The organism is Acetobacter vaccinii (genome assembly GCF_008365315.1).
In the GTDB taxonomy this organism is placed as follows: Bacteria; Pseudomonadota; Alphaproteobacteria; order Acetobacterales; family Acetobacteraceae; genus Acetobacter; species Acetobacter vaccinii.
The window spans coordinates 58,788-78,506 of record NZ_CP043508.1 but is presented as its reverse complement, the minus strand read 5'-3'; the positions used below and the strand labels follow the sequence as shown (position 1 = coordinate 78,506).

The window sequence follows — 19,719 nt, the reverse complement described above, 5'->3', positions numbered from 1 at the left end:
TCAGGAGCCTCTCCATGGAACTGCGCGTCGTCGATCCGAAAAATCTTCTCGACAACCCCGAAAATCCCCGCACCTCGCCCCCCAATGTCGAGGCCGACCGACGCCTCGCTCATAATATCAAGGTGGTGGGTCTGCTGCAGGCGCCGCTGGTGCGCGAACTGCCGGACGGCCAGCTGATGATCGTAGCGGGCCATCGCCGCCGTCGCGCCTGCGTTCTTGCGAAAATGCGAGAAATGCACGTCATTGTCACATCCGCCGACGAAAAACTGGATGGGCTGGCAGCCGGTTCCGAAAACATCATCCGTGAGGCAATGACGCAAAGCGAACAATGGCGCTTTGTCGATAAGGCCCGCCGCGAAAAAGCGTATACGGACGCACAGATTGCCCGCGCGCTCATGGTCACACCCGCCTATCTGAAACGCCTCTCACTTCTGGCGGGTCTGCATGACCCGATCCTGCATGCCATCGATATGGGGCGCGGCCCGGACTTTAACGATCTGAAAGTGATCGTCGCAGCCCCAGTGGAAGAGCAGCGTGCGGCATGGGCTGAAATGTTTGAGGATATGGTCGAGGAGGATGCTGACCCGGCCGAGTATCGCCTGAACGCCGAAGATCCAGAGGACACCGTGCCCTGGCGCGAACTTTCCCGTTACCTGAAACAGGCTCGTTATATGGCGGCAGATGCCCGCTTTGATGACGCCATGGCTAAAGCCTGTGGCGTGGTCTGGGCTGAAGACCTGTTCGGCGAGGGCGGGAAGGATAACCGCTTTACCGAGGATGGCCCGGCGTTTGCCGCCGCACAGGAACAGTGGCTGGCCGACGGGTTACCCGAGGGCGGGGTCAGAATGGAAGTCGGCGAGTATGAGCAGGCGGCCCCCCCTGATGGCTATACACGGGTGCGCGACTGGATGCGGGCTGAGGAAACCGATGTGATGGGATATTTCCTTAATCCGAACACCCTGAAGATCGATGAAATCCCGTTGCGTCCACAGGAGGCTGGCGAACAGGGGGTCACTACGCCCTCGCGTAGCGTTGCGCCCGCAAGTGTTGCTGCGCCTAAAGAGCGGGCGGCCATTTCTGGCACCGGTCTGACCATGATGGGGCTCATCCGCACACAGGCGTTGCACGCGGCACTTGATGCGGTTGTTGAGGATGTAGACCCGTGGGATCTGGTTGCGGCCCTGCTGCTGGCCCTTGGCGGCAAGAATGTCACCGTGCATACCCCTGAACGGGAGCCTTATGGTCAGATGAGCCGACAGGAGAACGCTCTGGCCGCACTCTTCCCAGAAGGTGTGTTGATCCGTGATCCTGCACTCCTACGACAGGAAGCGGTTTCCGTGCTCAAGAACGTCGCAAACTGCACGATCAGCCAGCATAGCGGCAGTGGTGTAACGGCCCAGCTCATGGGGCTGCTGTTCGATGCTGATGCGCAGATGCCTAATATGGCGTTCGACGACTTCCTCAAATGCTTCAGCAAGCCCGGTATCATGGAGGCGGGCAAGGCACTGAACCTGCTGCCTCGTAACACCGGTAAAGAGATGCGCAATGCCATCATGGCGCATGTGGGGCCTGAGGGGCGCTGGGTGCCCGAGCAGGCCGGGTTTGGGTCTGCTGCCGAGGGCTGGAAAGCGAAACTGGACGCTATGGTGCGTAAAGCCGAAAGGCTGGCCGCTTTGCGTGCTGATCGTGAGGGCCACGACGAGGACGATGGCGAATTTGACCACCTGCTTCCCGTTGAAGAAGAACTGTATGGAACAGGTCAGGAAGGGGCGGACGAAGCTGAGACTGCGTCAACAGAAACTGGTGACGCAGGCGAGGGGCCTGCCCCTGAAGGCCAGGACGACGAAACGGCCGAGCTGAAGGACGCGCTGCTTGAACAGGCTGGCGTGGTGCTGGCATCGGACAATGCCGATCCTGACGCGCGGGCTGCGGTGAAAGCCCATCTGGGCAGCCACCTTGAGGTGGTGCGCATCGCCGCCTGACGGCGGTCGGTTCCAGACCAAAACCCAAAAACACAGACCAGAAAGCGCGCCTGCCAGAACGGAGCCGCGCGTTCAAACGGTGGGGCTTCGCTCCCGGCGCTGCGCGCCGCGTTTGAGCGCGCGGCCGCCATCCCGGCAGGCAGCAGGTATTCAGAACAGGAGAATGCCATGCGGCCGAATATCTTTCCGCTTCCCGCGCCCAAAAGGCCCGCCTCGTCACGTTGGGCCTGTGTGGGAGATCCCGTAACGTGCCGACGCTGCCATCATGAATGGCCCGCTGGTGATCCAACTTACCAGCTGGCGTGCCGTGGCTGCGGGGCACTGTCCCGCCACCCCTGCTGCCGTCCTGAGGGCGGGAACGAGCGCGTGTGCTTCCTGCGTGATCAGGATGCGCGCAGATCAGGGCTGTTGATCCCCTGCGAGGGGTTGAGCTGGGATGGTCGCCACGACAAGCCCCTGACGCTCTCTCTGAGCCGTTCGACCGACGCTCGCGCGGTGCTGAGTGGTGCGCCTCCAGCCCGGCGTTTTGCTGCCTAGGCCAATGCAGGGAGGCCCAACCGCCCGCCTGCGCCCAAGGGAAACAGAACCGAGACTGAGCGTGACGACTGTCCGCGCAAAAATGGACACAAATCTGCAGAGCAGAACGTCAGCTCAAAAAATAGAACACAAACAGCAAACATACCCGCCAGAACGGGGCTGTGCGTTCAAACGGTGGGGCTTCGCTCCCGGCGCTACGCGCCGCGTTTGAGCGCACAGCCGCCGTCCCGGCAGGCGGCAGACTGTCAAAAAACCATAAAGGATAGAGACATGTCTGCGACACTTGAACACACCCAGCCTGAGAAAATCACGGGCGAAGCTCTGGCACAGTTTATCGGTACGACCCGGTATTATCGCTACACGATGGGCCTGATCCTGACCGATGGGGCGGCGTATCTGGCCAAAAATGGTGCGGCATGGCTGCTGGACATCATAGCGAGTGCGCGTCTGGTTCCGGCTGTCCGGCGTGCCGAGTTCGAGTTCTGGACGCTTAGGGTGGATCTTACCAAACACTGCGCCGAGGTTGTGTGCACGGATGGAAACGGCGAGCGCGAGGCCAACAACCTGTACCGCCAGCATGTGGGTTATACGGATTTCCCGCTGGCAGAACAGAGGCTTTACGTCGTGGCCGATAGCAGTCTCGGCAAGGTCGTCATGCTTACATCCGAATACTGAGAACGGGTGAGGCCGGGGTCGTGCGTGCGCCAAAATGGACACAACCACGCGCGGGCGCCTTCGGCCTTTAGCTGGGGATGCGCGCGCAGAGCGCTACCCAAAAAGAAAAACAGCAAAACACAAAAGAAAAACCCGCTGCCACGTCTGGGAGGCCGCCACCAGAGGCAAGCTCTGGCCCCGGCCTCCCAGACGTGGCGGGCGCGGAAGGGTTGAAAACAAATCATGAAAAGGAAACCATAATGGCCCGTCTGAGACTCAGTGCAAACCGCGCAACCCGTCAGCATGATGATCTGGGAACGTCCACAAGCATGGAACTGCTTGGAAGCTTTTATCCGGCTCAGGATATTGTCGTGACGCGGCTTGACCAGATCCCCAGTGCCGTAACTGAATATGGAGCCCGTGTCGCCGCAGACCGCCCGCGGGAAAGCTTCATGATCATGATCTCGGTGCCGCGAGGGCAACGCCGCCCGGCAGGTTTCGAGGCCGCGTATCGTAACGGATCGCTGGGGACGAACGCCTGGATGTACGAGATTTTCAAGTGCCCGCTGCCGATGCCCGACGATCATGGGGTGCGGATGTGGGGCGGGCCGCATACCCCGTTCCAGTTCGCTGACTGCACACCCCTTTGGCCTGATAAAACCCCGGATGAGTTCTCTAGCCTGGCAGAGGGGCACATCGGCCTGTATGGGTGGCTGCGGGCCGCCAACGCGCGGGTGCAGCGCCTGAGCCAGTGCACTCATACGCTCCTCGATGTCGCCACTGTTGCGGAATTGCGTGCGGCTTACGCCGCACGCCGCCATCCGCTGAGTGTCGCACAGGACGCCCTGCGCGCGGCACCGCAGGCTCTCGCATCCTGATGGGGACGGGCAGGGGCTTCCTGCCCAATGCAGGGCCTAAGCGGGTGGCCCTACGGCCTGCCCCGCTGACGCGAGGCTTTGTCCTTTTGCCTTGAGGATTTCCGGTCATGCCGACACTCAATTTACCCATCGAGCGCTTTGCCGATGCGAGTACCGCCCATCTCTCTCCCGAGGACCGGACACTTCTCGCCCGTTATATCGAAACAGAGGGGGTGGATGGCCTTTCCTGTCTCGCTGGTCCGTATGGGTGGCTGATTTACGCCTCGTCGGAACTTCGGGCGGCGGAGCACGCCTCGCCTGGCCTTGCGGCCATTCTCGCGGCGGCGCGCACACAGGGCTGTGCCTATGTCCTGTTCGACCGCGACGGCCTACCCATCGATGGCGTTCAGACCTACGATTTCTAAGACTGCGCTTATTCAACCCCAAAGGGCGGGACACTCCGGTGTCCCGCCCTTTTTTTATGCCGTTCACGCATCAGAAAAGGAAAATTTCCCATGAAGCTTCACTTTGACCGCGCTCTGGTGGAGCGCCTGCTTGCCCATGCTGAAGCAGCCGCGACCCATAGCCCGACGCTCGACCAGCTTTCCTCGCCTGCGTACCAGAAAGTTCGTGTCATTGGTCGGATGCCGACCTTGGACGACATCGATGACACGCGTATTCCGGCAGGTCTGATGCTCGTTGGCGACCAGGGAGTGTACCTGATGTCCAACGGCAACCCGTGCCTGCCTGATCCCACTGGCGCGCCCAATCTTGTTGCGTATGCGAAGGAGGCCGACCCCCGAGGCTCTTCCTCCGACTGGTATGCCGTCAAACGGGCCTCTTTTGGCGGGGATGACGGTGCTGAATTTCTGAGTGCAGAGGTGATCCGTCAGGCCCTGGAGGCCACGGGTGACGGGCCAGTCTGGATCGATGTGACACCGGTTAACATCAGGACACCGTACCTGAGCAAAAAAACAAAGAAATAAAAAAGGAGAAACAGAAACACAAAGAAGAAAAAGTCGCCTCTCATAGTCCGTCACGCAGGCTAAGGGTTCGTCGCAAGCTCCCGGTGCAAGCACCGCCCTTAACCTGCGCGTCGGCCGATGAGCCGGCTGAAAGGGTCAGAAAAAAAACCAGAAGGAGAAAACGATGTCTGATCCTGTCACTTTCAAGAATCTGCGTGTGGGAACACGCTTCCGGTTTGCTGCGACCCCACACGGCAGAACTTACAGGAAAATGGGTCCGAACCAGTATCAGTTTGCCAATCATACCCATCTCTTCCGGGTTGAAAACGAAACTCTGGTCGTTGCACTGCCTGACCTGTCCCCGGAATCCCATGGTGACTTCCTGCCCCTCGGTCGGGCGGGGGGCAGGCGGCATGTGGCCGTCCAGAGCGCCGACGGGCAAGGAGAGGGTGCATGAAACTCTCTCCGCAAACCCGACAGGATATCAAGGATCTGGCGGGCTTCCTGTTCGGGGTGGCCAGCCTGCTCGTGCTTATAAGCGGAATCCTGTTCGGTCCGGATGTGCTGTCGGCCATCGTCGCCGACCACCCAATCGTCATGGTGCAAGAGGCAGTGCTTGCCGCGCGCTGAGACCCAACCGGAGAAAAAGATGTTCAGACAATATTACGCGGGGCGCTGGTTTGCGCCTCGTGACAACCCCCTGCGTGTAGGACCTGTGGCCCAGGGGACGCTCTATCGCCTGCCCGAATATCTGACCCATGGGCGGGATGTGACCTGGATGGTCATGGCGTTTTGCAATGGGGTGGTTGCCGCGGCCTGTCGCGATCCGGCTACGGGCCGCTGGGTGGACCGGGTGATTGCCGGGCGTTCGGACCGGGCGATCATCCGCCGCCTGGCGGATGGGGTCTGCTGCGAGATTGCAGTGGCCCGTCTGCTCCAGGTGGATGAGGCCCAGGGTGGGGGAGCTTCCCCTGGGCTCCCCGATGTCGGGCGTTTCCACAAGGCGTATCGTCCCTGCCCGCAGGTGCTGGCGGCATGAGCGCTGCAGTGCCGTGTCCGGGCCTGCGTCTGCCACCTCTCGTGGCGACGCAGTTCTGCGCGACCCCTCATACGAGCGCCGGGGAAAAAGCCACCATGGGGACTGCCATTCTGTCCTTCGTGGCTCGTGGGATGCCCGAGCAGGCGTTTACCACCCCGCTTTATCAGCAGATCAGCCAGATGTGGGGGTTTATCGCCTGCGTGGACCGACACGGCTTTTTCCAGCGCTATGGGGCCACAGCGGCCGGGCGCTGGGCATTCATCCACCAGATCGTGACCGCTCCCTGTTACGGGCAGGCACAGTTCTGCTGGTGTGATGTTGAACACGTCCTTGCCCAGCGTGTGCGCCAGTGGGGGCTGGAGGCGGCGTATCGGCGGGCCAGCGTGCAGGAACGGGATGCGTCGGAACAGGCGCAGTTGCGTCAGCTTCTGGCCCGCCATGGCCTGCCTCCTGTGGCGCAGGCTGTTCCTCCCCCTGTCCAGGCCAGTCTTTTCTGAGTGACATCAGGGCCGCAAAGCGGCCCCCTTTCGGAGAAAAACCTTGATGCGTGATGAGACAGTTGTCCGCCCGGTTCCGTTCCGGGCCTCCTCTGTGCGGCGGATGGGCAATGCCCGCCGTCTCCTTCGAGAAAAAACCGTGCTTGAAGATGAAGCCCGTGCCGGGCGTCTGAAACCGTCCCTGCAGGCGGGCTTGCGACGGCAGGCGGCCCGCGCGGGTTTGCGGGCGTCCCGGCTGCTGCGGGACCTGGCGGCATGAGAGTGCCCGGACGGGGCTTGTACCGGAGCACGCCTGCGGGCAGGATATGTCTGATGAGACGACAGACAAGACCACAAGGAGAGGCCATGCGGGGTCGGGTGGCCGTGATGGCGCTGGTGCTGGGCACGGTTCTGGGGGCGGGACCTGCCCTGGCGCAGGACAGCTGTCCCGAGTTCGGGGCGGAGGATCAACTGCCGGTTCTGCTCAACCCAAAGCTGGCTCCGCGCACGGTCCTGCTGTGCAACCGGGGATATGCGGTTCTTCATTCCGGGCTGGCGCACGAACCACTCTGGGCGGCGGAATACCTGACCCGGCAGGATGTGGAGGCGGCGAAGCGCATTGGCCGCAGCACCACTAATTTCCATGAGGAAACCCGCCTCCCGGCCGGGGATGGGGCACGGCTGGCTGACTACAGGGGGTCTGGCTATGACCGGGGACATCAGGTGCCCAGTGGGGATGCGAGCAGTCTGGAGGCCCAGGAGGAGACATTCAGCCTGAGCAATATCGTGCCGCAGACCCCGCGATTGAACCAGGGCATCTGGGCCGGTGTGGAGATGGGCGTGCGCGCTCTCGCCCGGCGGGATGGGGCGCTCTATGTGGTGACAGGACCATTGTTCGAGGGACAGATCCAGGCGATCGGGCAGGAAGTGCTGGTGCCGTCCGCGAGCTGGAAGGCGGTCTATGACCCCGAACGCAACGGGGCAGGGGCGTATGTCTGCACCAATACGCAGGCACCGTCCTGTACGCAGATGAGTGTGGCGGCTCTTGAGGCCCGGATCGGGATTGATCCGTTTCCGGGGATTGCACAGAGTGTGAAAGACCGGGCCATGCCTTTGCCTGAAGCCATGGCCAGCCCTTACGGGGGGCGGGGCCGGAGTGAAGACCAGATGGAGGCACGGCTTTTTCGCCAGTTGCAGAAAACGCTCATCCGTGAGGGATGGCGGGTTCTGCGCCATGTGATGGAGAACGCCCAGTGAACCAACCTGTAGCGAAGGTCTTTGTGCCCTTTGGAGGTGGCGCGCAGAGTGTCAGTCTGGATGGTCTGACCCTTGAGAATGCGGACGATCATGTCAGCCTGTATGGTCGTCTGGAGATCCGGGAGGATCAGGCGGGTCTTGAGGCCGCGCGCCATCTGAAAGCGCAGATGGAGGCGATCATTGCCGTGCTGGAAGCCCGCAGCGATCTGCCTCCTGTGGTCTCAGAGGGGTTTCAGACCCATCCGGTGAAAAACCCGTTCGGGTAGGATCGTGAGCGGTGGTGCGGACGTGATCAGGCTGAGTGAGCGATTGCCTGCCTGTTCGTAAAGCAGACAGGCGGCAGTCGCCTTCATCCCGGACATACAAGCCCCCATTCGCCAAGCTCCTAAGCGGACAGTCCGCAATCACCATGAGCTGATGGAGTTTCCTCCCACCCGAGTGCATTCTCCGCTCGGCTGCATAAAAGCAGCCCCTTCTGAAAACGTATCATAGAACAAGACATGTCAGATGGGGTGGAAGGCCTCCTTGCGGCATTGATGTGCCATACCGGCGGTTGATAAACCTTCTGAAGGAGACCGCCCACCCCAACTGACAGCTAGCGGCGCGACCACGACTGGTGGTGGAACGACAATTGGTGGTCCAGCATAAATCCACGGCCAGGCCTCCGCCGGAGCGGCACTCAGCATGGTCGCGGCGAATGCCGCGGCTAGCAACTTCCATCCGATGCTATCAGGCATTGTTCTGGTCCACTCTGAACACGCGAACGATTGAGGACGCCCAAACCTGCCTTTCTGCATTTTTGATACCTCTTGACACCATGCACGGAGTGCCCAGATTGAATCTGCCGGCCGCCAAAGGGGTCGGCAGACAGAACTATCAGTTTTGATCTTGTGTCCATGTTGCTCAAAGGAGGATATGGCTATGAGAGCCACCGTTGATTTTGCTCCCCTGTTCCGTTCGAGCGTGGGTTTTGACAGAATGCTCAACGCCCTTGATCTCGCCAGCCGGATTCCAGCGGTCGATAACTGGCCGTCTTACGATATCGTCAAGACCGGTGAGGATGATTACCGGATCGACATGGCGGTTGCCGGACTTGCCGAGGCCGACCTTACGATCACACAGGAGCGCAATACTCTTGTCGTGACAGGACGAAAGGCGCCGGAGCCGCAAAGCGCCGCCGAATATCTCCATCGGGGTATTGCGGGCAGAGAATTCGAACGCCGCTTCGATCTGGCCGAGCATATGAAAGTCACCGATGCGCACTTCGAGAACGGACTTCTGTCCATTACTCTGAAACGTGAGATACCCGAAGTGATGAAGCCGCGTCGTATCGCGATTACGTCCTCTACAGCACGTGCGGAGGAAGCCGTGCCCCAGATTGAGGCGCGGAAAGAGGCAGCCTGATGGCGTGACGAAAACTCTCCCCCGGCCATTCATCCGGCCGGGGGAGAATCTCGAAAGGTCATGAGCATGAAGAGGATGAAAATATCTCTGTCGTGCGCTGCTCTGAGCTTGTCTCTACTGAGCCAGTCGGGCGCACATGCTGGTGATGTTGTCCGGACGACTGCAACATCGTTCGATGCAAGGGCGACTGAGGGAACGTCCACAATCCCCAAAACCGGGGCTCGCACTCATTACGAAGACGGCACAGGTGATATGCTGGTCGACAGCTTGAACGCAAGCCAGTTGGATCAGAACTACAAGGGGCCGGTCTACTCTCCCGGACAACCCATTCCGCCTTTCCGGCCCATCGACACAGATCATCTGGCACCGTCAGGGCCAGAGACGGCGAAGAAGACGTCCTCATCGCACGAGACATAGTGGGGATTGAGTAAAGGCGGCGTTATAGACCGCCTTTACTTCGATCCTTCAGGATGAAGACCGTTCAGGCTCACAGCGGGCCGCAGGATTATCTTCGAGATGCGCCTGTTCCCTTGCATCGCGCGCGACACGCGCATCCTGCTCGCGGACCAGCCAGTAGACGGCACCCAGCGCCATAACAGCCGCCGAGAGAGCGAACAGTTCCATGGCAGTCACATCATGCAGATCCAGCAGGATGAATTTGCGGGCAATCGCCAGGAGGGCGATCAGGACGATGGTCCGCACCCGGATGACGTTCTCATGCTGGGCAAGAACGACCAGCAGGGAGTGTTTGAATTCAAGGGCGATGATAACAGTAAAGATCGCGCCAAAAATCGCCTGGAAGATCGTCTGGTTGATCGGATCGATTCCGACATCGACGACCAGATGCCATACCGCGCCGATCAGATGAATCGTCGCGATGGCGGTGACCAGCATGATGAGCGCAATCAGGGTCAGAATGATCGCCTGTTCAAAACGCTCGTAGAATGTCAGGCCCCTGAACAGCTTGATGAAGTGGGACCAGTCCCTGCTCTGCCAGGAACGTTTCATGGAGAGGTCTTCCATAGCCGTTTTCCCATCTATGAATTGAGTTATAGTTCCTACGTCGTGGCCCTTCCGGCGCACATCCGGTTCAAAGCCGCTGCCAGCGTGGCAGGCGACAGGACAATGTTCTGGCATGGTCTCGCATGCCTTTTGGCAAGGCTAATGTCAGCTGGTTTTCGAGGTCTCCCAACGACATACCCAGGGTCTTAGCCATGTGCGTGCGGTCAGCGACAGGCAGGAGTTTTCGGACCACGGCGACGGTCGTCACTTCCGGATAAGACGCGGTTCTCCAGCGAGAAATTCGATCATAAATCCGGTGGTCAGCCGCCCGACGCATGAGGACGTCATATCCCTGGTCTTTTTCCTGGTCACCGAGATAGTCTGCCAGCAGGACCGCCAGTTCTGTGTCGATCTGAACGCTCGAAAGCGACATAATTCTGTTCGGCCTGCCCGCGCGAAGAGTCATGATGCAGTCCTCAGGCCGGCCCGCGTGTCGCGCGATATCAGAGCCCTCGCATCCAGAGGGCTGACGCTCAAGCCAGAAACAGTGGCGGTGACGTCGACATGCACGGACCCGAACAGATGCAGGAGGGCGGCCTGAGGCGTATAGGCGCCCTTGACGGCTGCCGAGGTCCGGCCGTCCATAAGGATCGGGTCGACAAGAACCGGGCACCCGGTCTGCCGGCTCAATATCTCGATGGAGCGGGCCAGTGGCATGGATGGAATGTTTACCGGCTGCTTTTCTGTGTCGCACGACAGCACATCATGCGGCGCATCAGCCGATGCCTGCGAGGCCATTCCGACCAGCAGCACGAGGACGAGACCGACAGCGACGTGTGGCCTCCTCTCCCTATGCCGAAGGCACCGAGGTTGCTTGGCCGTCTGTTCCGCTCGCTCCGTCTTTTCTGCGGAGTGCGACCAAACTGGCCGCATGGTCCCCCGTGAACGGGGCACGGGGGGATGGTTATTCCAATAGTCCTGAAGCGCCTTCAGGTTGAGAAAATGGATAAAACTCGACATCTCCCTGTTCTCGCTGCTTTTGATTCCATCTGCAGAAACGCGGGACCTCCGATGGAAGGCCCCGCTCCACCCTCACATTCGTGCGGTCGTTCCAGAAAAGATGGCGCTTCCGCTCGGAGAAGGCGTTTCCAATCTACCGGGCGCGGTCGGTGCCTTACGCGGCGACCGAAACTGGCGGTGCGGCTCTTGCCCGTAGGGGGAGACGGAACGCGAGATCAGACGCCAGGGGATCACACCCGGCAGGGGCGATCGCGCCCGTCTGGACCAGACGTTCCAGCGTGGCGCGAAGTCTGATCCCCGGTATACCGGTATGGGCCACCAGTGACGTTAGCGTCACGCCACGTCCGTCATGACCGAGGCGGCGGAGCACGGAGAGCACACGCGGAGCGAGCGGATCGTCTCCAAAAAGGGGGCGCGTTACCATGATACGCCTCCCTCCAGTCGGTTGCGCCATCTCCGGGCGGCTGTGCGCAAGGAGCGGCGATAGCGGGAATAAAGTCCTTTCAGTGTCGACATCCACATCCTCCGATTAAAGCAACATGGACTTCAGTTGTCTGGCTCACAGAGCCTATGCCGGACCCGATGGCGTCCAGCGAAAGAAAAATTGGAAGAGATGCCTGCCTCGTCAAGAGGACACGAAATGCAGATTCTTTTTCATGAATAATTTTATTATTTATATTTGTATTTATTTTATGTGGCGGTGTTGCGGGTGGAAATTACATGGAGGTGTTTATATTAGTCAAATATCATAGCGATGATCGCAGAAAATCAATATATTTTCCTTCTATAATGGTGGCCCAGGGTTTTCCGGCCACCACCTGTCTTACAGAGCGCTTCCAGCGTGTCCGTTCGTCGGGTCTTCCGTCAGCGTCTCGACGGCGGGCGTCAGAGCCGTCGAACCAGCCTTTTGATCTCCGAGATTGTCAATTGCCATCTGCGCAGCGAGCGCCGCACAGGCGTTGCTTCCGGTGCGTGACACATGAACGATTGGCGTCGCCTGACCGTCTGATGTGATCGTGATCGTCTGCGTACAGGCGATGGGTCCACCGGTGCTGACCGCCTCGAAACGCTGCCAGGACATGCTCTGTTTCGGGAGATCATGACTAACAGCCGGAACGGCGCGCAGGGCACCGCCCAGCCGCGAGCCCAATGTCCGATCGACCGCCTCCATGAGAGCCATATTGCGTGCCATCATGCGATTAACGGCGTCGAACATGTCGATATCAGGCAGTGCCGCTGTCGTCGCGATGCCCTGGACTGGGACCAGGATACCGACCTGGTGTCCCCGTGCATCAACGACGCGCAACGTATCCTGAGCCTGCGCAGGCAGGGCAGCCGCGCCGCAGGCCAGTGTAGCAACAAAGACGCCAGCCTGAAACATACGAGAAAAATGCATTTTGGAATCCTCCGTGTCTGTTAAGCAGTGTCGGACGACGGCAGGAATATGGGCTGGGTAAATAGCGCCAGCAAGAGGTGGAGGAAGACTACATTGATCGTCTGATCCGGATATGAGCGTGTATAGGCGTCCACACCAGAGGGATCCGGATCGGTCCACACCGTCTCGTCGCATTCGCAGTCCGGGCTACCGACCCTTCGGCTTGCGGCCGCCACAGACGACGTCATCACCACGCGCTCCACACCACTCCGGATCGCCGCACGCAGCACCCGTCGCCCTCTTCTCGATGGCCAGCCTATAAAGACGGGCAACGTCGAGCACATGCGCTGCAGGCCAGAAATTGCTCCCATCTCCCACATAGGCGCAGGTCCCATTTGCACGAAAAATCTCGATCAGCGGTGTGATGAGCCCCTGCTTTGCCCTCTCGTGAACCTGGGGAAGCCGCACCACCGAAGCGCGGATAGAGACGATATGCGCGATCGTGCAGTGGCAATGTCAGTAACGTTTTGGTCTGCCACGTCCTTGGCTGATTGAGTTTTCGCATGTGCAGCATGGACGGATCTCAGGTATTACGGCGACCAATTCTCCAATGTGGATGGTCGTTGTCAGGGAGTCCAGCCAGATCAGGATCGATCATCTCACGATCCGCAACCCGGCCTCGTGCAGCAGACTGTCTCGATGACCGATCCCGTTGCTCCAGTAACATCAACGACCCGCATATTCATGATGTGACCATAACAGATCTGACTGCGATAAATGCCAAGACAGCCGGCGTTGGGTTAGGTTTGCCCGAGGCAGCGATTGAGGGGATGACCTTGAGACATGTTCGGTTATCGGCCCAGAAAGGCCTTCAGCTTAGTCATGTTAGCGGACGTTCCTTTGGAGGCACGCTCACAGTTCAGACGCCTCCAGTTCTTCAGTGTGGATATGCTGTGCACATGGAGGGATCAGGCCTGTGCTGTCCGGATGAGAGACGCGTTCATGAATGGGTTTTTACTCGACATAATTGACCGTCTGTCGACTCAGAAAAAACAAAGCAGACAGGCGGCAGTCACCTATAGGGTAGACATCAAAGTGGTGATGGCAGCTGCCCGAAAGCCGACATTGTCAGGCGAGCCACGATAGACCGCGCTTGGGACTGTCCTGTCGTTCCGTACCAGTTCGACAAAGGGCAGCTTACAGTGGGAGCGGTCATTCTGTGGGTAACGGCGGTAGGACGGTTTGCCCCAGACTGGTCGAGACAAGCCAATGGCCCGCCCCTCATCGTGCGCCGAATGCATCGGTCAAGCGGACAATGAAGAACGAGGCCGTCAATAGGGGAAGCAAGCTCCACACCAGCGCGACCGAGCCCAACCCACCGAGGATGAGACCGCCCGCTATGCCGCCGCCTGCAATCGCAAGGTTCCACACTGTAACGATCATCGATTGCGCGACATCTGCCCCGCTACGCGCAGCCTTGGCAGACGCAGTCTGAAACAAGGTCGCCACGCCGCCAAAAGCGAGTCCCCAAACAGTTACGCCGCCATAAACCGCCATCGGCTCGGATCGGCCAAGGCCCAGGATCAGCACTGCCATGAAGAACAGGATGATAGTGCCGAGGGTCAGAAGACGCAGTCGGCGATCGATCAAAGCGCCGACCACCCATATGCCTAGCAGGGCCGCGACCCCGAATACCAGCAGAACGCGATCCGTCTGCGCGACCATGCCGGATTGGGCCAGGTAGGGCGCGATATAAGTGTAGAGGATATTGTGGGCGAGTACGAAAGCTAACGTCACCATCAAAATCGGGCGAATGCCAGGCATTGTCCAAACCTTCGCCAGCGGTATTCTCTTTTCGCGGTCCGCACCGGGGAAGTCGGGCACCTTCAAGCAGGTCCATCCGATCAACAGTAACGTCAACGCGCTCATAATGCCGAAGCTGAACCGCCAACCCACCCAAGCACCCAGAAACGTGCCAGCCGGTACGCCGATCGATAGAGCGAGCGGAGTGCCAACCATGGCGACAGCGATCGCGCGTCCTTCCAGATGCGGGACGACCATACGGGAGGCATAGCCTGCGAGCAGCGCCCAGAGTAGTCCGGCCGATACCCCAGCCAGCAGACGCGCGGCCACGACGACCGCATAAGAGGACGCGATGGCTGTGACGACATTGGCGACGGCGAAACCGGCGATTGCCATAAGCAGCAACGGGCGTCGCCGCATACGCTGGGTCGCACTTGTCAGCGGAATGGCTGCAACCAGCGAGCCGATCGCATAAACCGTCACCAATTGACCGGCTAACTCCTGTGAAATGTGCAGGCCGTCGCTGATCTGCGGAAGAAGACCAGCGGGTAGCGTCTCGGTGAGGATGGTGAGGAATCCCGCGGCTGCCAATGCGAGTAGGCTGGTGAGAGGTAGGCGCTCTCGCTCTGCATTGGCCTCGCAGGCCAGTGATATTTGTTCAAGCTGCATTAAAATCGTCCTGCAAATCGATGAAGGGCTCGGCAGGGCCAACAGTAAGCTCAATACAATTACAGAAAAATCAGCTACAGTTCCGAATAGTCAGGACATCATTGTCCGCAATGTGAGGCTTGAATGATGGACCGGCTTGGCGCTCTCAACGCCTTTATGCGCGCCGCCGAGACCCGCAGCTTCGTTGCTACAGGCCGCGATCTCGGCATTTCCGCTTCGGCTGTGGGCAAGGCCATCGCGCGTCTGGAAGAGCGGTTGGGCGTCCGGCTGCTCCATCGCAGCACCCGCAGCATGACTTTGACGGCCGAAGGCAGAACCTTCCTCGATCATTGTCGGCGAATCTTTGAGGAAGTCGATGCCGCCGAGGCAATGCTGTTCCAGGCCAGTGACACGCCCTCGGGGGTGCTCCGGGTAAGCCTGCCGATCGCGGGCATGCTTTTGATGCCCGTGATTGCTGCATTTATGAAAACATGGCCAGACATCCGGATGGACATCGATTTCACCGATCGGATGGTCGCGGTGATCGAGGAAGGTTTCGACGCGGTGATCCGAACCGGCGAGATCGCCGATACTCGCTTGATGCACCGCAAACTGGGCGTCTTTCGACACCGCATTGTCGCATCGCCTGCCTATTTGGCACAGCACGGCACACCGCTTACCCCGGAAGACCTGTTAAATCATGCCTGCCTGCATCACCGCTACATGAACAACGGAAGGCTAGAGCCGTGGCCGCTTATGCGGAATGGCGTGGATCTGAAACTCGATCTGCCGGAGACAGCAGTCGTCAGCACGATCGAACCGCTCCTCTATCTTGCTGAACAAGGTTTGGGCGTTGCCTGCCTTCCGCCATTCGCGGTGAACAGGAAAATCGAGGCCGGCACGCTGGTCCCGCTTCTCGATGGTATGCTCCACGATGCGGGATCATTCAGGGTGTTGTGGCCGGCGAACCGTTACATGCTACCCAAGACTCGTTTGTTCGTTGATTTTCTAGTCGACCATCTAGTGCTGGGATAGGCTCATGTCAGACGTAAGGAGAATTGCGTGAGTGTTCGGAAACCAGCCATAACTCGAGATGATAATATGCACATAGAAATGCGCATATATATGTGCTAAGTTCCGGTTTCTAGGACTTGGAGTAAAGCTATGGTTCGCCTGCATTCTACCAGCCCATCACGTCGTCCGACTAATGTGACGTTACCGGCTCAGTTACTCGAAGAAGCCAAATCGCTTGACCTCAACATATCGCAAGCCTGCGAACAGGGGTTGAAGTCAGCGATCGCTTCAATCCGTGCTCAACAATGGCTCGCAGAAAATCGCTCCTCCCTTGAAGCATCCCGGCAGTATGTCGAAGAGAATGGTCTTCCTCTCGCGGATTATCGGAACTTCTGAATGGCCCGTTTTGATGTGTATCGTTTGGCCGGACGAGGTGACGCGCGTTTCGTTTTAGATGTGCAGGCAGATATACTTGACGAGTTGGGCACCCGCATCGTGGTACCACTCTTATCTCAGAAAGTGGCACCCAAGCCAGCAAAGAGACTGAATCCGGTTTTCGTAATCGATGACCAGTCGTTCGTTATGATGACACAGTTTATGGCTGCTGTGCCTGGACGTGATCTGAAAAAAGTCGTGACTTCATTGTCTCTCTCTCAGGATGAAATCACCCAAGCTATTGATCTGCTTTTGACTGGTTTCTGAGAGAAAGCCTTAGTCGGCTTTCGCCTCAAAGCAGAAAAATTCAGCAGAGCTTGCCTGATTTGTTTTTTTTGGTGACCGCTCAAAGTACAGTCACGTCGAAGGTTGCCGAGTTTCGCGGTTGTTTTCTGAGTGGTTGATGAAGCGCGTCGTGAGCAGCAGAACGCCATGAAATAACGCGAGCACTCCAAATGCTTCAGCAAAAGCCTCTGATGGGATATGAGACGGACCGATTGTCGCGAGCCGCCATCCAAGGAATGTGGCGCACACCGTGGTCAACGTCGGCCCCCCGATCCTTTGCATGATGTTCAGCGCAGTCGTTGCCATGGGAATATCGTCCCGAGCGATCGACGCATACCCCGCGCTCATCGCCGGAATGCCCACGGCTCCTCCGCCACCACCGCGCAGAAGCAGGGCGACGCTGAGCAGGGCGGCGTTTAGACCGTTATAGGCGAGCACAGCCAGAATCAGTGTTCCAACCAGCGAAAGCAGCGCGCCGCAACCGGTCAGATCGCGCGCGTCAAACCGGTCACTCAGACGACCAATGAGCGGATAGACGCACATCATTCCCAGGCCCAGCGGGGCCATGAGCAGGCCCGTCCGCTCGGGCGAGACACCGCAGGCGTGGATCAGCCATACGGGTAGAAGCATCTGACCAGCGAACGACACCCCGTTCGTCAGAAACATGATGATCGCCGACACCGAAAAGGCGGGCGCACGCAACAGGCGCAGGTCGATCAGCGCATCGTCGCCCTTGCGTCGCGCGGATCGGATATACAGGACGAACAGCACAAGGGATGCGCTCAGGGTCGCCTGCCCGTAAGGTCGGGCGATGTGATCCATGCCGTAGAGAAACAACACCAGGGCAGGCCCGAGCAGCCCGAGCCCTGTCAGATCAAGCGGACGGGCACGCGCGCCCGCTCTGTCGTCCGGGAGAAACAGGACGGCGAGGACAAAGGCCGCCAGCCCGACCGGCACATTGAGAAGAAAGATCCAGCGCCACGACGCGACGGAGAGAATGGCTCCCGCGACAACGGGTCCGAGAAGCGGCGCGAGCAGAACGGGTGCCGTCATCGCACTCGCAACCCTCGGCATCTGTCGGCCCGCCACACGGGCGACCGTCATCTGCGCCATGGGAGCAAGCAGGCCGCCAGCCATGCCTTGCAGCAGGCGGAACGCGATCAGGGACGGTGCCGACCATGCCAGCGCGCAGAAGCCTGATGTCAGCGTGAAAGCACCGAAGCACCATAAATAGACCGCTCGCCCCCCGAGGCGGCTTACGAGCCATCCGTTCAGCGGCAACGTCAGGGCTAGTGCCAGCAGATAACCGCTGACCACCCATTGAACGCTTGAAAACGGCGCGTGCAGGGTCCTAACGAGATCGGGGAGCGACACGTTGACGATCGTGGCGTCCAGTTGCGCCATGAAAGACCCGATCGCCGCGACGCTCACGATTTTCCAGATTCCGGGAGGCAGTTGATCCGAGCCTTGGGCTGGCAACGACGTTCCGGCGTTCATGAATGATCTCGCCGGGAACCGCGAGACGCGCAGATGTCCGCCATTCGCTCACGCATCCAAGGCAATCGCCTCGCTGGTCGTCACGCGGCCAAGACGAGGAAAAATCTCCTCGCAGGCAAAGCGCTGCATCTCTTCGGTGAATGTGGACATAACATCCTCGGCGAGCACGACGTTGTATCCATGCTCATGAGCCCCCCTAGCGGTGGACTCCACGCCCAGATTGGTCGCGATTCCGCCCAGGACGATGGTGGTGATGCCGCGCCGCCGCAACTGAAGGTCGAGATCCGTGCCGTAGAAGGCACCCCATTGCCGTTTCGTGATACGCAGATCATTCGGTCTGGCGAGCCCGTCAACCAGTTCGGTCCAGTCGGGAGCAAAGCCTCCGGGCGGCGAAAAGGAGCGATCGACGACCGCATGCACCGCGTCCGCGAAATCGGGCGCGAACGCGACATTCACCAGAATGACGGGAGCACCGGCGGCCCGGAAACGCGCCGCGAGTTCTTTCGATCGTTCGACGATCGTGGCCCCCGGTATCGGGGCCAAAGGCAGTCCCGTGATTCCCTTCTGGAGATCGATCAGGACGAGGGCCGTCCGGGTGGGCGGAAGTGAAATCATGGCGTGAGCTTCCCTGTTGACGTTCGCGCGACCGTCCCGAAGCGTTGTCCAGACCGCACGGAACCGTTAGAAGTTGAGCAGATACTCAAACAGGAGCATTATTTGAGGATGGACTCAAATACGTCAAGAGCAAAACGGACACCTCTTCAGCCGCTACGCTCGGCTGGACGCCAGCGCGTCGAGGAACTGCTCGCGGCTGCGTCCGACCTGATGGCGGAACGCGGTTACGAGGCGACGACCATGGCGGAGATCGCCGCGCGCGCCGGGGCGAAGATCGGCTCGCTCTATCGCTTCTTTCCGAACAAGGAGGCTGTGGCGGACGCTCTGGTGCAGCGGCATATCGCCATTCTGGAAGACGAATACGCAGCACTTGCCAAACGTGCGGCCACGCTTTCGCCGGAAGCGTTGGCGGATATCCTGATCGAACTGCTTGTCACGCTTCATCCGCGTGTGAAATCGCTGTCCGCCCTGATGGAGGCGCGGACTGACAAGATGGAGATCCGCGACCGCGCGCGAGGTCATGCCGTGGCCGGAATTGCGGCGGCGCTGCGCGTGTGTACGCCGGGACTGGATGAGGCGCTGGCGAAAGACATCGCGGCGGTCGTTCTGAACACCATGAAAGTCTTGCGCGGCATGCTCGCGAACGACGCGCCCACGACGTCGGGCGCGCCCGATGAGTTGCGGCGGATGAACCGACTTTATCTTTCCGACAGGCTGGCGCCGTTCCGGCGCGGTTCAGACAGCGCAACGGATGGAAAGACACGCTAATGCGAACCGGAGACGAAGCCACACTCTCCCGGTGTGATGCGTCCTTCGACTGACGGCGCGAGAGATCGGCCGCACTTGCGAAGTGC

The 19,719-nt window shown here is 59.7% G+C and carries 25 protein-coding genes and 1 pseudogene; 17 read left to right on the top strand and 9 right to left on the bottom strand.

The features are described 5' to 3' along the window. The first annotated feature begins 14 nt into the window (after positions 1–14). From FLP30_RS13925 to FLP30_RS13860, 13 genes are all read left to right on the top strand, one after another. Positions 15–1,982 (top strand): ParB/RepB/Spo0J family partition protein, encoded by a 1,968-nt coding sequence (locus tag FLP30_RS13925; RefSeq protein WP_168200147.1) that lies wholly within the window; start codon positions 15–17, stop codon positions 1,980–1,982. An 807-nt stretch (positions 1,983–2,789) separates the two neighbouring features. Further along, positions 2,790–3,194 (top strand): DUF6876 family protein, encoded by a 405-nt coding sequence (locus tag FLP30_RS13915; RefSeq protein WP_246856678.1) that lies wholly within the window; start codon positions 2,790–2,792, stop codon positions 3,192–3,194. A 239-nt stretch (positions 3,195–3,433) separates the two neighbouring features. Then, positions 3,434–4,051 carry a hypothetical protein gene (locus FLP30_RS13910; protein WP_149280598.1) on the top strand — a complete coding sequence of 206 codons (618 nt, stop codon included), beginning with the start codon at positions 3,434–3,436 and terminating at the stop codon, positions 4,049–4,051. Between the two features lie 107 nt (positions 4,052–4,158). Further along, positions 4,159–4,455, top strand: coding sequence for a DUF5983 family protein (locus tag FLP30_RS13905; protein ID WP_149280597.1), 297 nt, complete (start codon positions 4,159–4,161; stop codon positions 4,453–4,455). A gap of 90 nt (positions 4,456–4,545) precedes the next feature. Further along, the gene (locus tag FLP30_RS13900; protein WP_149280596.1) at positions 4,546–5,016 is read left to right on the top strand and encodes a DUF3085 domain-containing protein; all 471 of its coding nucleotides are present in this window, start codon (positions 4,546–4,548) and stop codon (positions 5,014–5,016) included. Positions 5,017–5,179: 163 nt separating this feature from the next. Next, positions 5,180–5,452: a hypothetical protein gene (locus FLP30_RS13895; RefSeq protein WP_149280595.1), complete on the top strand. Its 273-nt coding sequence runs from the start codon at positions 5,180–5,182 to the stop codon at positions 5,450–5,452. Further along, positions 5,449–5,625: a hypothetical protein gene (locus tag FLP30_RS14185; RefSeq protein ID WP_168200146.1), complete on the top strand. Its 177-nt coding sequence runs from the start codon at positions 5,449–5,451 to the stop codon at positions 5,623–5,625. The genes FLP30_RS13895 and FLP30_RS14185 overlap by 4 nt, the downstream gene beginning before the upstream one ends. Positions 5,626–5,644: 19 nt before the next feature. Beyond that, complete coding sequence (locus tag FLP30_RS13890; protein ID WP_149280594.1) at positions 5,645–6,034, top strand: hypothetical protein; 390 nt, start codon at positions 5,645–5,647, stop codon at positions 6,032–6,034. Further along, on the top strand, positions 6,031–6,531 hold the full coding sequence (locus FLP30_RS13885; protein ID WP_149280593.1) for a hypothetical protein: 501 nt from the start codon (positions 6,031–6,033) through the stop codon (positions 6,529–6,531). Before FLP30_RS13890 ends, FLP30_RS13885 begins: the two co-directional genes overlap by 4 nt. 46 nt (positions 6,532–6,577) lie before the next feature. Further along, complete coding sequence (locus FLP30_RS13880) at positions 6,578–6,790, top strand: hypothetical protein (protein ID WP_149280592.1); 213 nt, start codon at positions 6,578–6,580, stop codon at positions 6,788–6,790. 53 nt (positions 6,791–6,843) lie between these two features. Beyond that, a complete protein-coding gene (locus FLP30_RS13875; RefSeq protein ID WP_149280591.1) occupies positions 6,844–7,767 on the top strand; it encodes a DNA/RNA non-specific endonuclease in 924 nt (307 codons plus the stop codon). Next, the gene (locus tag FLP30_RS13870; protein ID WP_246856677.1) at positions 7,764–8,033 is read left to right on the top strand and encodes a hypothetical protein; all 270 of its coding nucleotides are present in this window, start codon (positions 7,764–7,766) and stop codon (positions 8,031–8,033) included. Before FLP30_RS13875 ends, FLP30_RS13870 begins: the two co-directional genes overlap by 4 nt. 655 nt (positions 8,034–8,688) lie before the next feature. Further along, complete coding sequence (locus FLP30_RS13860; protein ID WP_149280589.1) at positions 8,689–9,171, top strand: Hsp20 family protein; 483 nt, start codon at positions 8,689–8,691, stop codon at positions 9,169–9,171. Between the two features lie 465 nt (positions 9,172–9,636). Here FLP30_RS13860 and FLP30_RS13850 read toward each other — a convergent pair whose 3' ends face one another. The 7 genes and pseudogenes from FLP30_RS13850 to FLP30_RS13815 form a co-directional block, all read right to left on the bottom strand. Further along, positions 9,637–10,194, bottom strand: a complete 558-nt coding sequence (locus FLP30_RS13850; protein WP_149280587.1) for a phosphate-starvation-inducible PsiE family protein — start codon at positions 10,192–10,194, stop codon at positions 9,637–9,639. Positions 10,195–10,261: 67 nt separating this feature from the next. After that, entirely contained in the window at positions 10,262–10,639 is a 378-nt protein-coding gene (locus tag FLP30_RS13845) for a hypothetical protein (RefSeq protein ID WP_149280586.1), read from the bottom strand. Further along, positions 10,636–10,986, bottom strand: a complete 351-nt coding sequence (locus FLP30_RS14325) for a hypothetical protein (RefSeq protein WP_246856676.1) — start codon at positions 10,984–10,986, stop codon at positions 10,636–10,638. The genes FLP30_RS13845 and FLP30_RS14325 overlap by 4 nt, the downstream gene beginning before the upstream one ends. Positions 10,987–11,347: 361 nt before the next feature. Further along, positions 11,348–11,617, bottom strand: a complete 270-nt coding sequence (locus FLP30_RS13835; RefSeq protein ID WP_081775326.1) for a hypothetical protein — start codon at positions 11,615–11,617, stop codon at positions 11,348–11,350. 399 nt (positions 11,618–12,016) lie between these two features. Continuing rightward, positions 12,017–12,589, bottom strand: coding sequence for a hypothetical protein (locus FLP30_RS13830; RefSeq protein ID WP_149280584.1), 573 nt, complete (start codon positions 12,587–12,589; stop codon positions 12,017–12,019). A 264-nt stretch (positions 12,590–12,853) separates the two neighbouring features. Then, positions 12,854–13,051, bottom strand: a pseudogene (locus FLP30_RS14320) (NAD-dependent epimerase/dehydratase family protein); the annotation flags it as partial. A 798-nt stretch (positions 13,052–13,849) separates the two neighbouring features. Then, entirely contained in the window at positions 13,850–15,040 is a 1,191-nt protein-coding gene (locus tag FLP30_RS13815) for an MFS transporter (protein WP_149280583.1), read from the bottom strand. 126 nt (positions 15,041–15,166) lie between these two features. On the opposite strand from FLP30_RS13815, the gene FLP30_RS13810 reads away from it, so the two are divergent. From FLP30_RS13810 to FLP30_RS13800, 3 genes are all read left to right on the top strand, one after another. Further along, positions 15,167–16,054 carry a LysR family transcriptional regulator gene (locus tag FLP30_RS13810; protein ID WP_149280621.1) on the top strand — a complete coding sequence of 296 codons (888 nt, stop codon included), beginning with the start codon at positions 15,167–15,169 and terminating at the stop codon, positions 16,052–16,054. A 174-nt stretch (positions 16,055–16,228) separates the two neighbouring features. Continuing rightward, entirely contained in the window at positions 16,229–16,429 is a 201-nt protein-coding gene (locus FLP30_RS13805) for a type II toxin-antitoxin system CcdA family antitoxin (RefSeq protein ID WP_210419368.1), read from the top strand. Then, positions 16,430–16,735, top strand: a complete 306-nt coding sequence (locus tag FLP30_RS13800; protein WP_149280581.1) for a CcdB family protein — start codon at positions 16,430–16,432, stop codon at positions 16,733–16,735. It begins immediately after the preceding gene. Positions 16,736–16,825: 90 nt separating this feature from the next. Here the strand turns inward: FLP30_RS13800 and FLP30_RS13795 are convergent, their stop codons facing one another. Together FLP30_RS13795 and FLP30_RS13790 are read right to left on the bottom strand one after the other, a co-directional pair. Continuing rightward, on the bottom strand, positions 16,826–18,250 hold the full coding sequence (locus tag FLP30_RS13795) for a DHA2 family efflux MFS transporter permease subunit (protein WP_149280580.1): 1,425 nt from the start codon (positions 18,248–18,250) through the stop codon (positions 16,826–16,828). Positions 18,251–18,298: 48 nt separating this feature from the next. Continuing rightward, the gene (locus tag FLP30_RS13790) at positions 18,299–18,865 is read right to left on the bottom strand and encodes a hydrolase (RefSeq protein ID WP_149280579.1); all 567 of its coding nucleotides are present in this window, start codon (positions 18,863–18,865) and stop codon (positions 18,299–18,301) included. Positions 18,866–18,973: 108 nt separating this feature from the next. Between FLP30_RS13790 and FLP30_RS13785 the strand changes: the two genes are divergently transcribed. Then, positions 18,974–19,633, top strand: coding sequence for a TetR/AcrR family transcriptional regulator (locus tag FLP30_RS13785; protein ID WP_149280578.1), 660 nt, complete (start codon positions 18,974–18,976; stop codon positions 19,631–19,633). Positions 19,634–19,719 lie beyond the last annotated feature (86 nt).

Coding starts and splice junctions, on each gene's coding strand:
- FLP30_RS13845 (WP_149280586.1), bottom strand. CDS start 10,639: ATGACTCTTCGCGCGGGCAGGCCGAACAGAATTATGTCGCTTTCGAGC.
- FLP30_RS13910 (WP_149280598.1), top strand. CDS start 3,434: ATGGCCCGTCTGAGACTCAGTGCAAACCGCGCAACCCGTCAGCATGAT.
- FLP30_RS13835 (WP_081775326.1), bottom strand. CDS start 11,617: ATGGTAACGCGCCCCCTTTTTGGAGACGATCCGCTCGCTCCGCGTGTG.
- FLP30_RS13895 (WP_149280595.1), top strand. CDS start 5,180: ATGTCTGATCCTGTCACTTTCAAGAATCTGCGTGTGGGAACACGCTTC.
- FLP30_RS14185 (WP_168200146.1), top strand. CDS start 5,449: ATGAAACTCTCTCCGCAAACCCGACAGGATATCAAGGATCTGGCGGGC.
- FLP30_RS13800 (WP_149280581.1), top strand. CDS start 16,430: ATGGCCCGTTTTGATGTGTATCGTTTGGCCGGACGAGGTGACGCGCGT.
- FLP30_RS13795 (WP_149280580.1), bottom strand. CDS start 18,250: ATGAACGCCGGAACGTCGTTGCCAGCCCAAGGCTCGGATCAACTGCCT.
- FLP30_RS13885 (WP_149280593.1), top strand. CDS start 6,031: ATGAGCGCTGCAGTGCCGTGTCCGGGCCTGCGTCTGCCACCTCTCGTG.
- FLP30_RS13815 (WP_149280583.1), bottom strand. CDS start 15,040: ATGCAGCTTGAACAAATATCACTGGCCTGCGAGGCCAATGCAGAGCGA.
- FLP30_RS13880 (WP_149280592.1), top strand. CDS start 6,578: ATGCGTGATGAGACAGTTGTCCGCCCGGTTCCGTTCCGGGCCTCCTCT.
- FLP30_RS13785 (WP_149280578.1), top strand. CDS start 18,974: ATGGACTCAAATACGTCAAGAGCAAAACGGACACCTCTTCAGCCGCTA.
- FLP30_RS13890 (WP_149280594.1), top strand. CDS start 5,645: ATGTTCAGACAATATTACGCGGGGCGCTGGTTTGCGCCTCGTGACAAC.
- FLP30_RS13915 (WP_246856678.1), top strand. CDS start 2,790: ATGTCTGCGACACTTGAACACACCCAGCCTGAGAAAATCACGGGCGAA.
- FLP30_RS13810 (WP_149280621.1), top strand. CDS start 15,167: ATGGACCGGCTTGGCGCTCTCAACGCCTTTATGCGCGCCGCCGAGACC.
- FLP30_RS13850 (WP_149280587.1), bottom strand. CDS start 10,194: ATGGAAGACCTCTCCATGAAACGTTCCTGGCAGAGCAGGGACTGGTCC.
- FLP30_RS13900 (WP_149280596.1), top strand. CDS start 4,546: ATGAAGCTTCACTTTGACCGCGCTCTGGTGGAGCGCCTGCTTGCCCAT.
- FLP30_RS13860 (WP_149280589.1), top strand. CDS start 8,689: ATGAGAGCCACCGTTGATTTTGCTCCCCTGTTCCGTTCGAGCGTGGGT.
- FLP30_RS13905 (WP_149280597.1), top strand. CDS start 4,159: ATGCCGACACTCAATTTACCCATCGAGCGCTTTGCCGATGCGAGTACC.
- FLP30_RS13875 (WP_149280591.1), top strand. CDS start 6,844: ATGAGACGACAGACAAGACCACAAGGAGAGGCCATGCGGGGTCGGGTG.
- FLP30_RS13925 (WP_168200147.1), top strand. CDS start 15: ATGGAACTGCGCGTCGTCGATCCGAAAAATCTTCTCGACAACCCCGAA.
- FLP30_RS13790 (WP_149280579.1), bottom strand. CDS start 18,865: ATGATTTCACTTCCGCCCACCCGGACGGCCCTCGTCCTGATCGATCTC.
- FLP30_RS13830 (WP_149280584.1), bottom strand. CDS start 12,589: ATGCATTTTTCTCGTATGTTTCAGGCTGGCGTCTTTGTTGCTACACTG.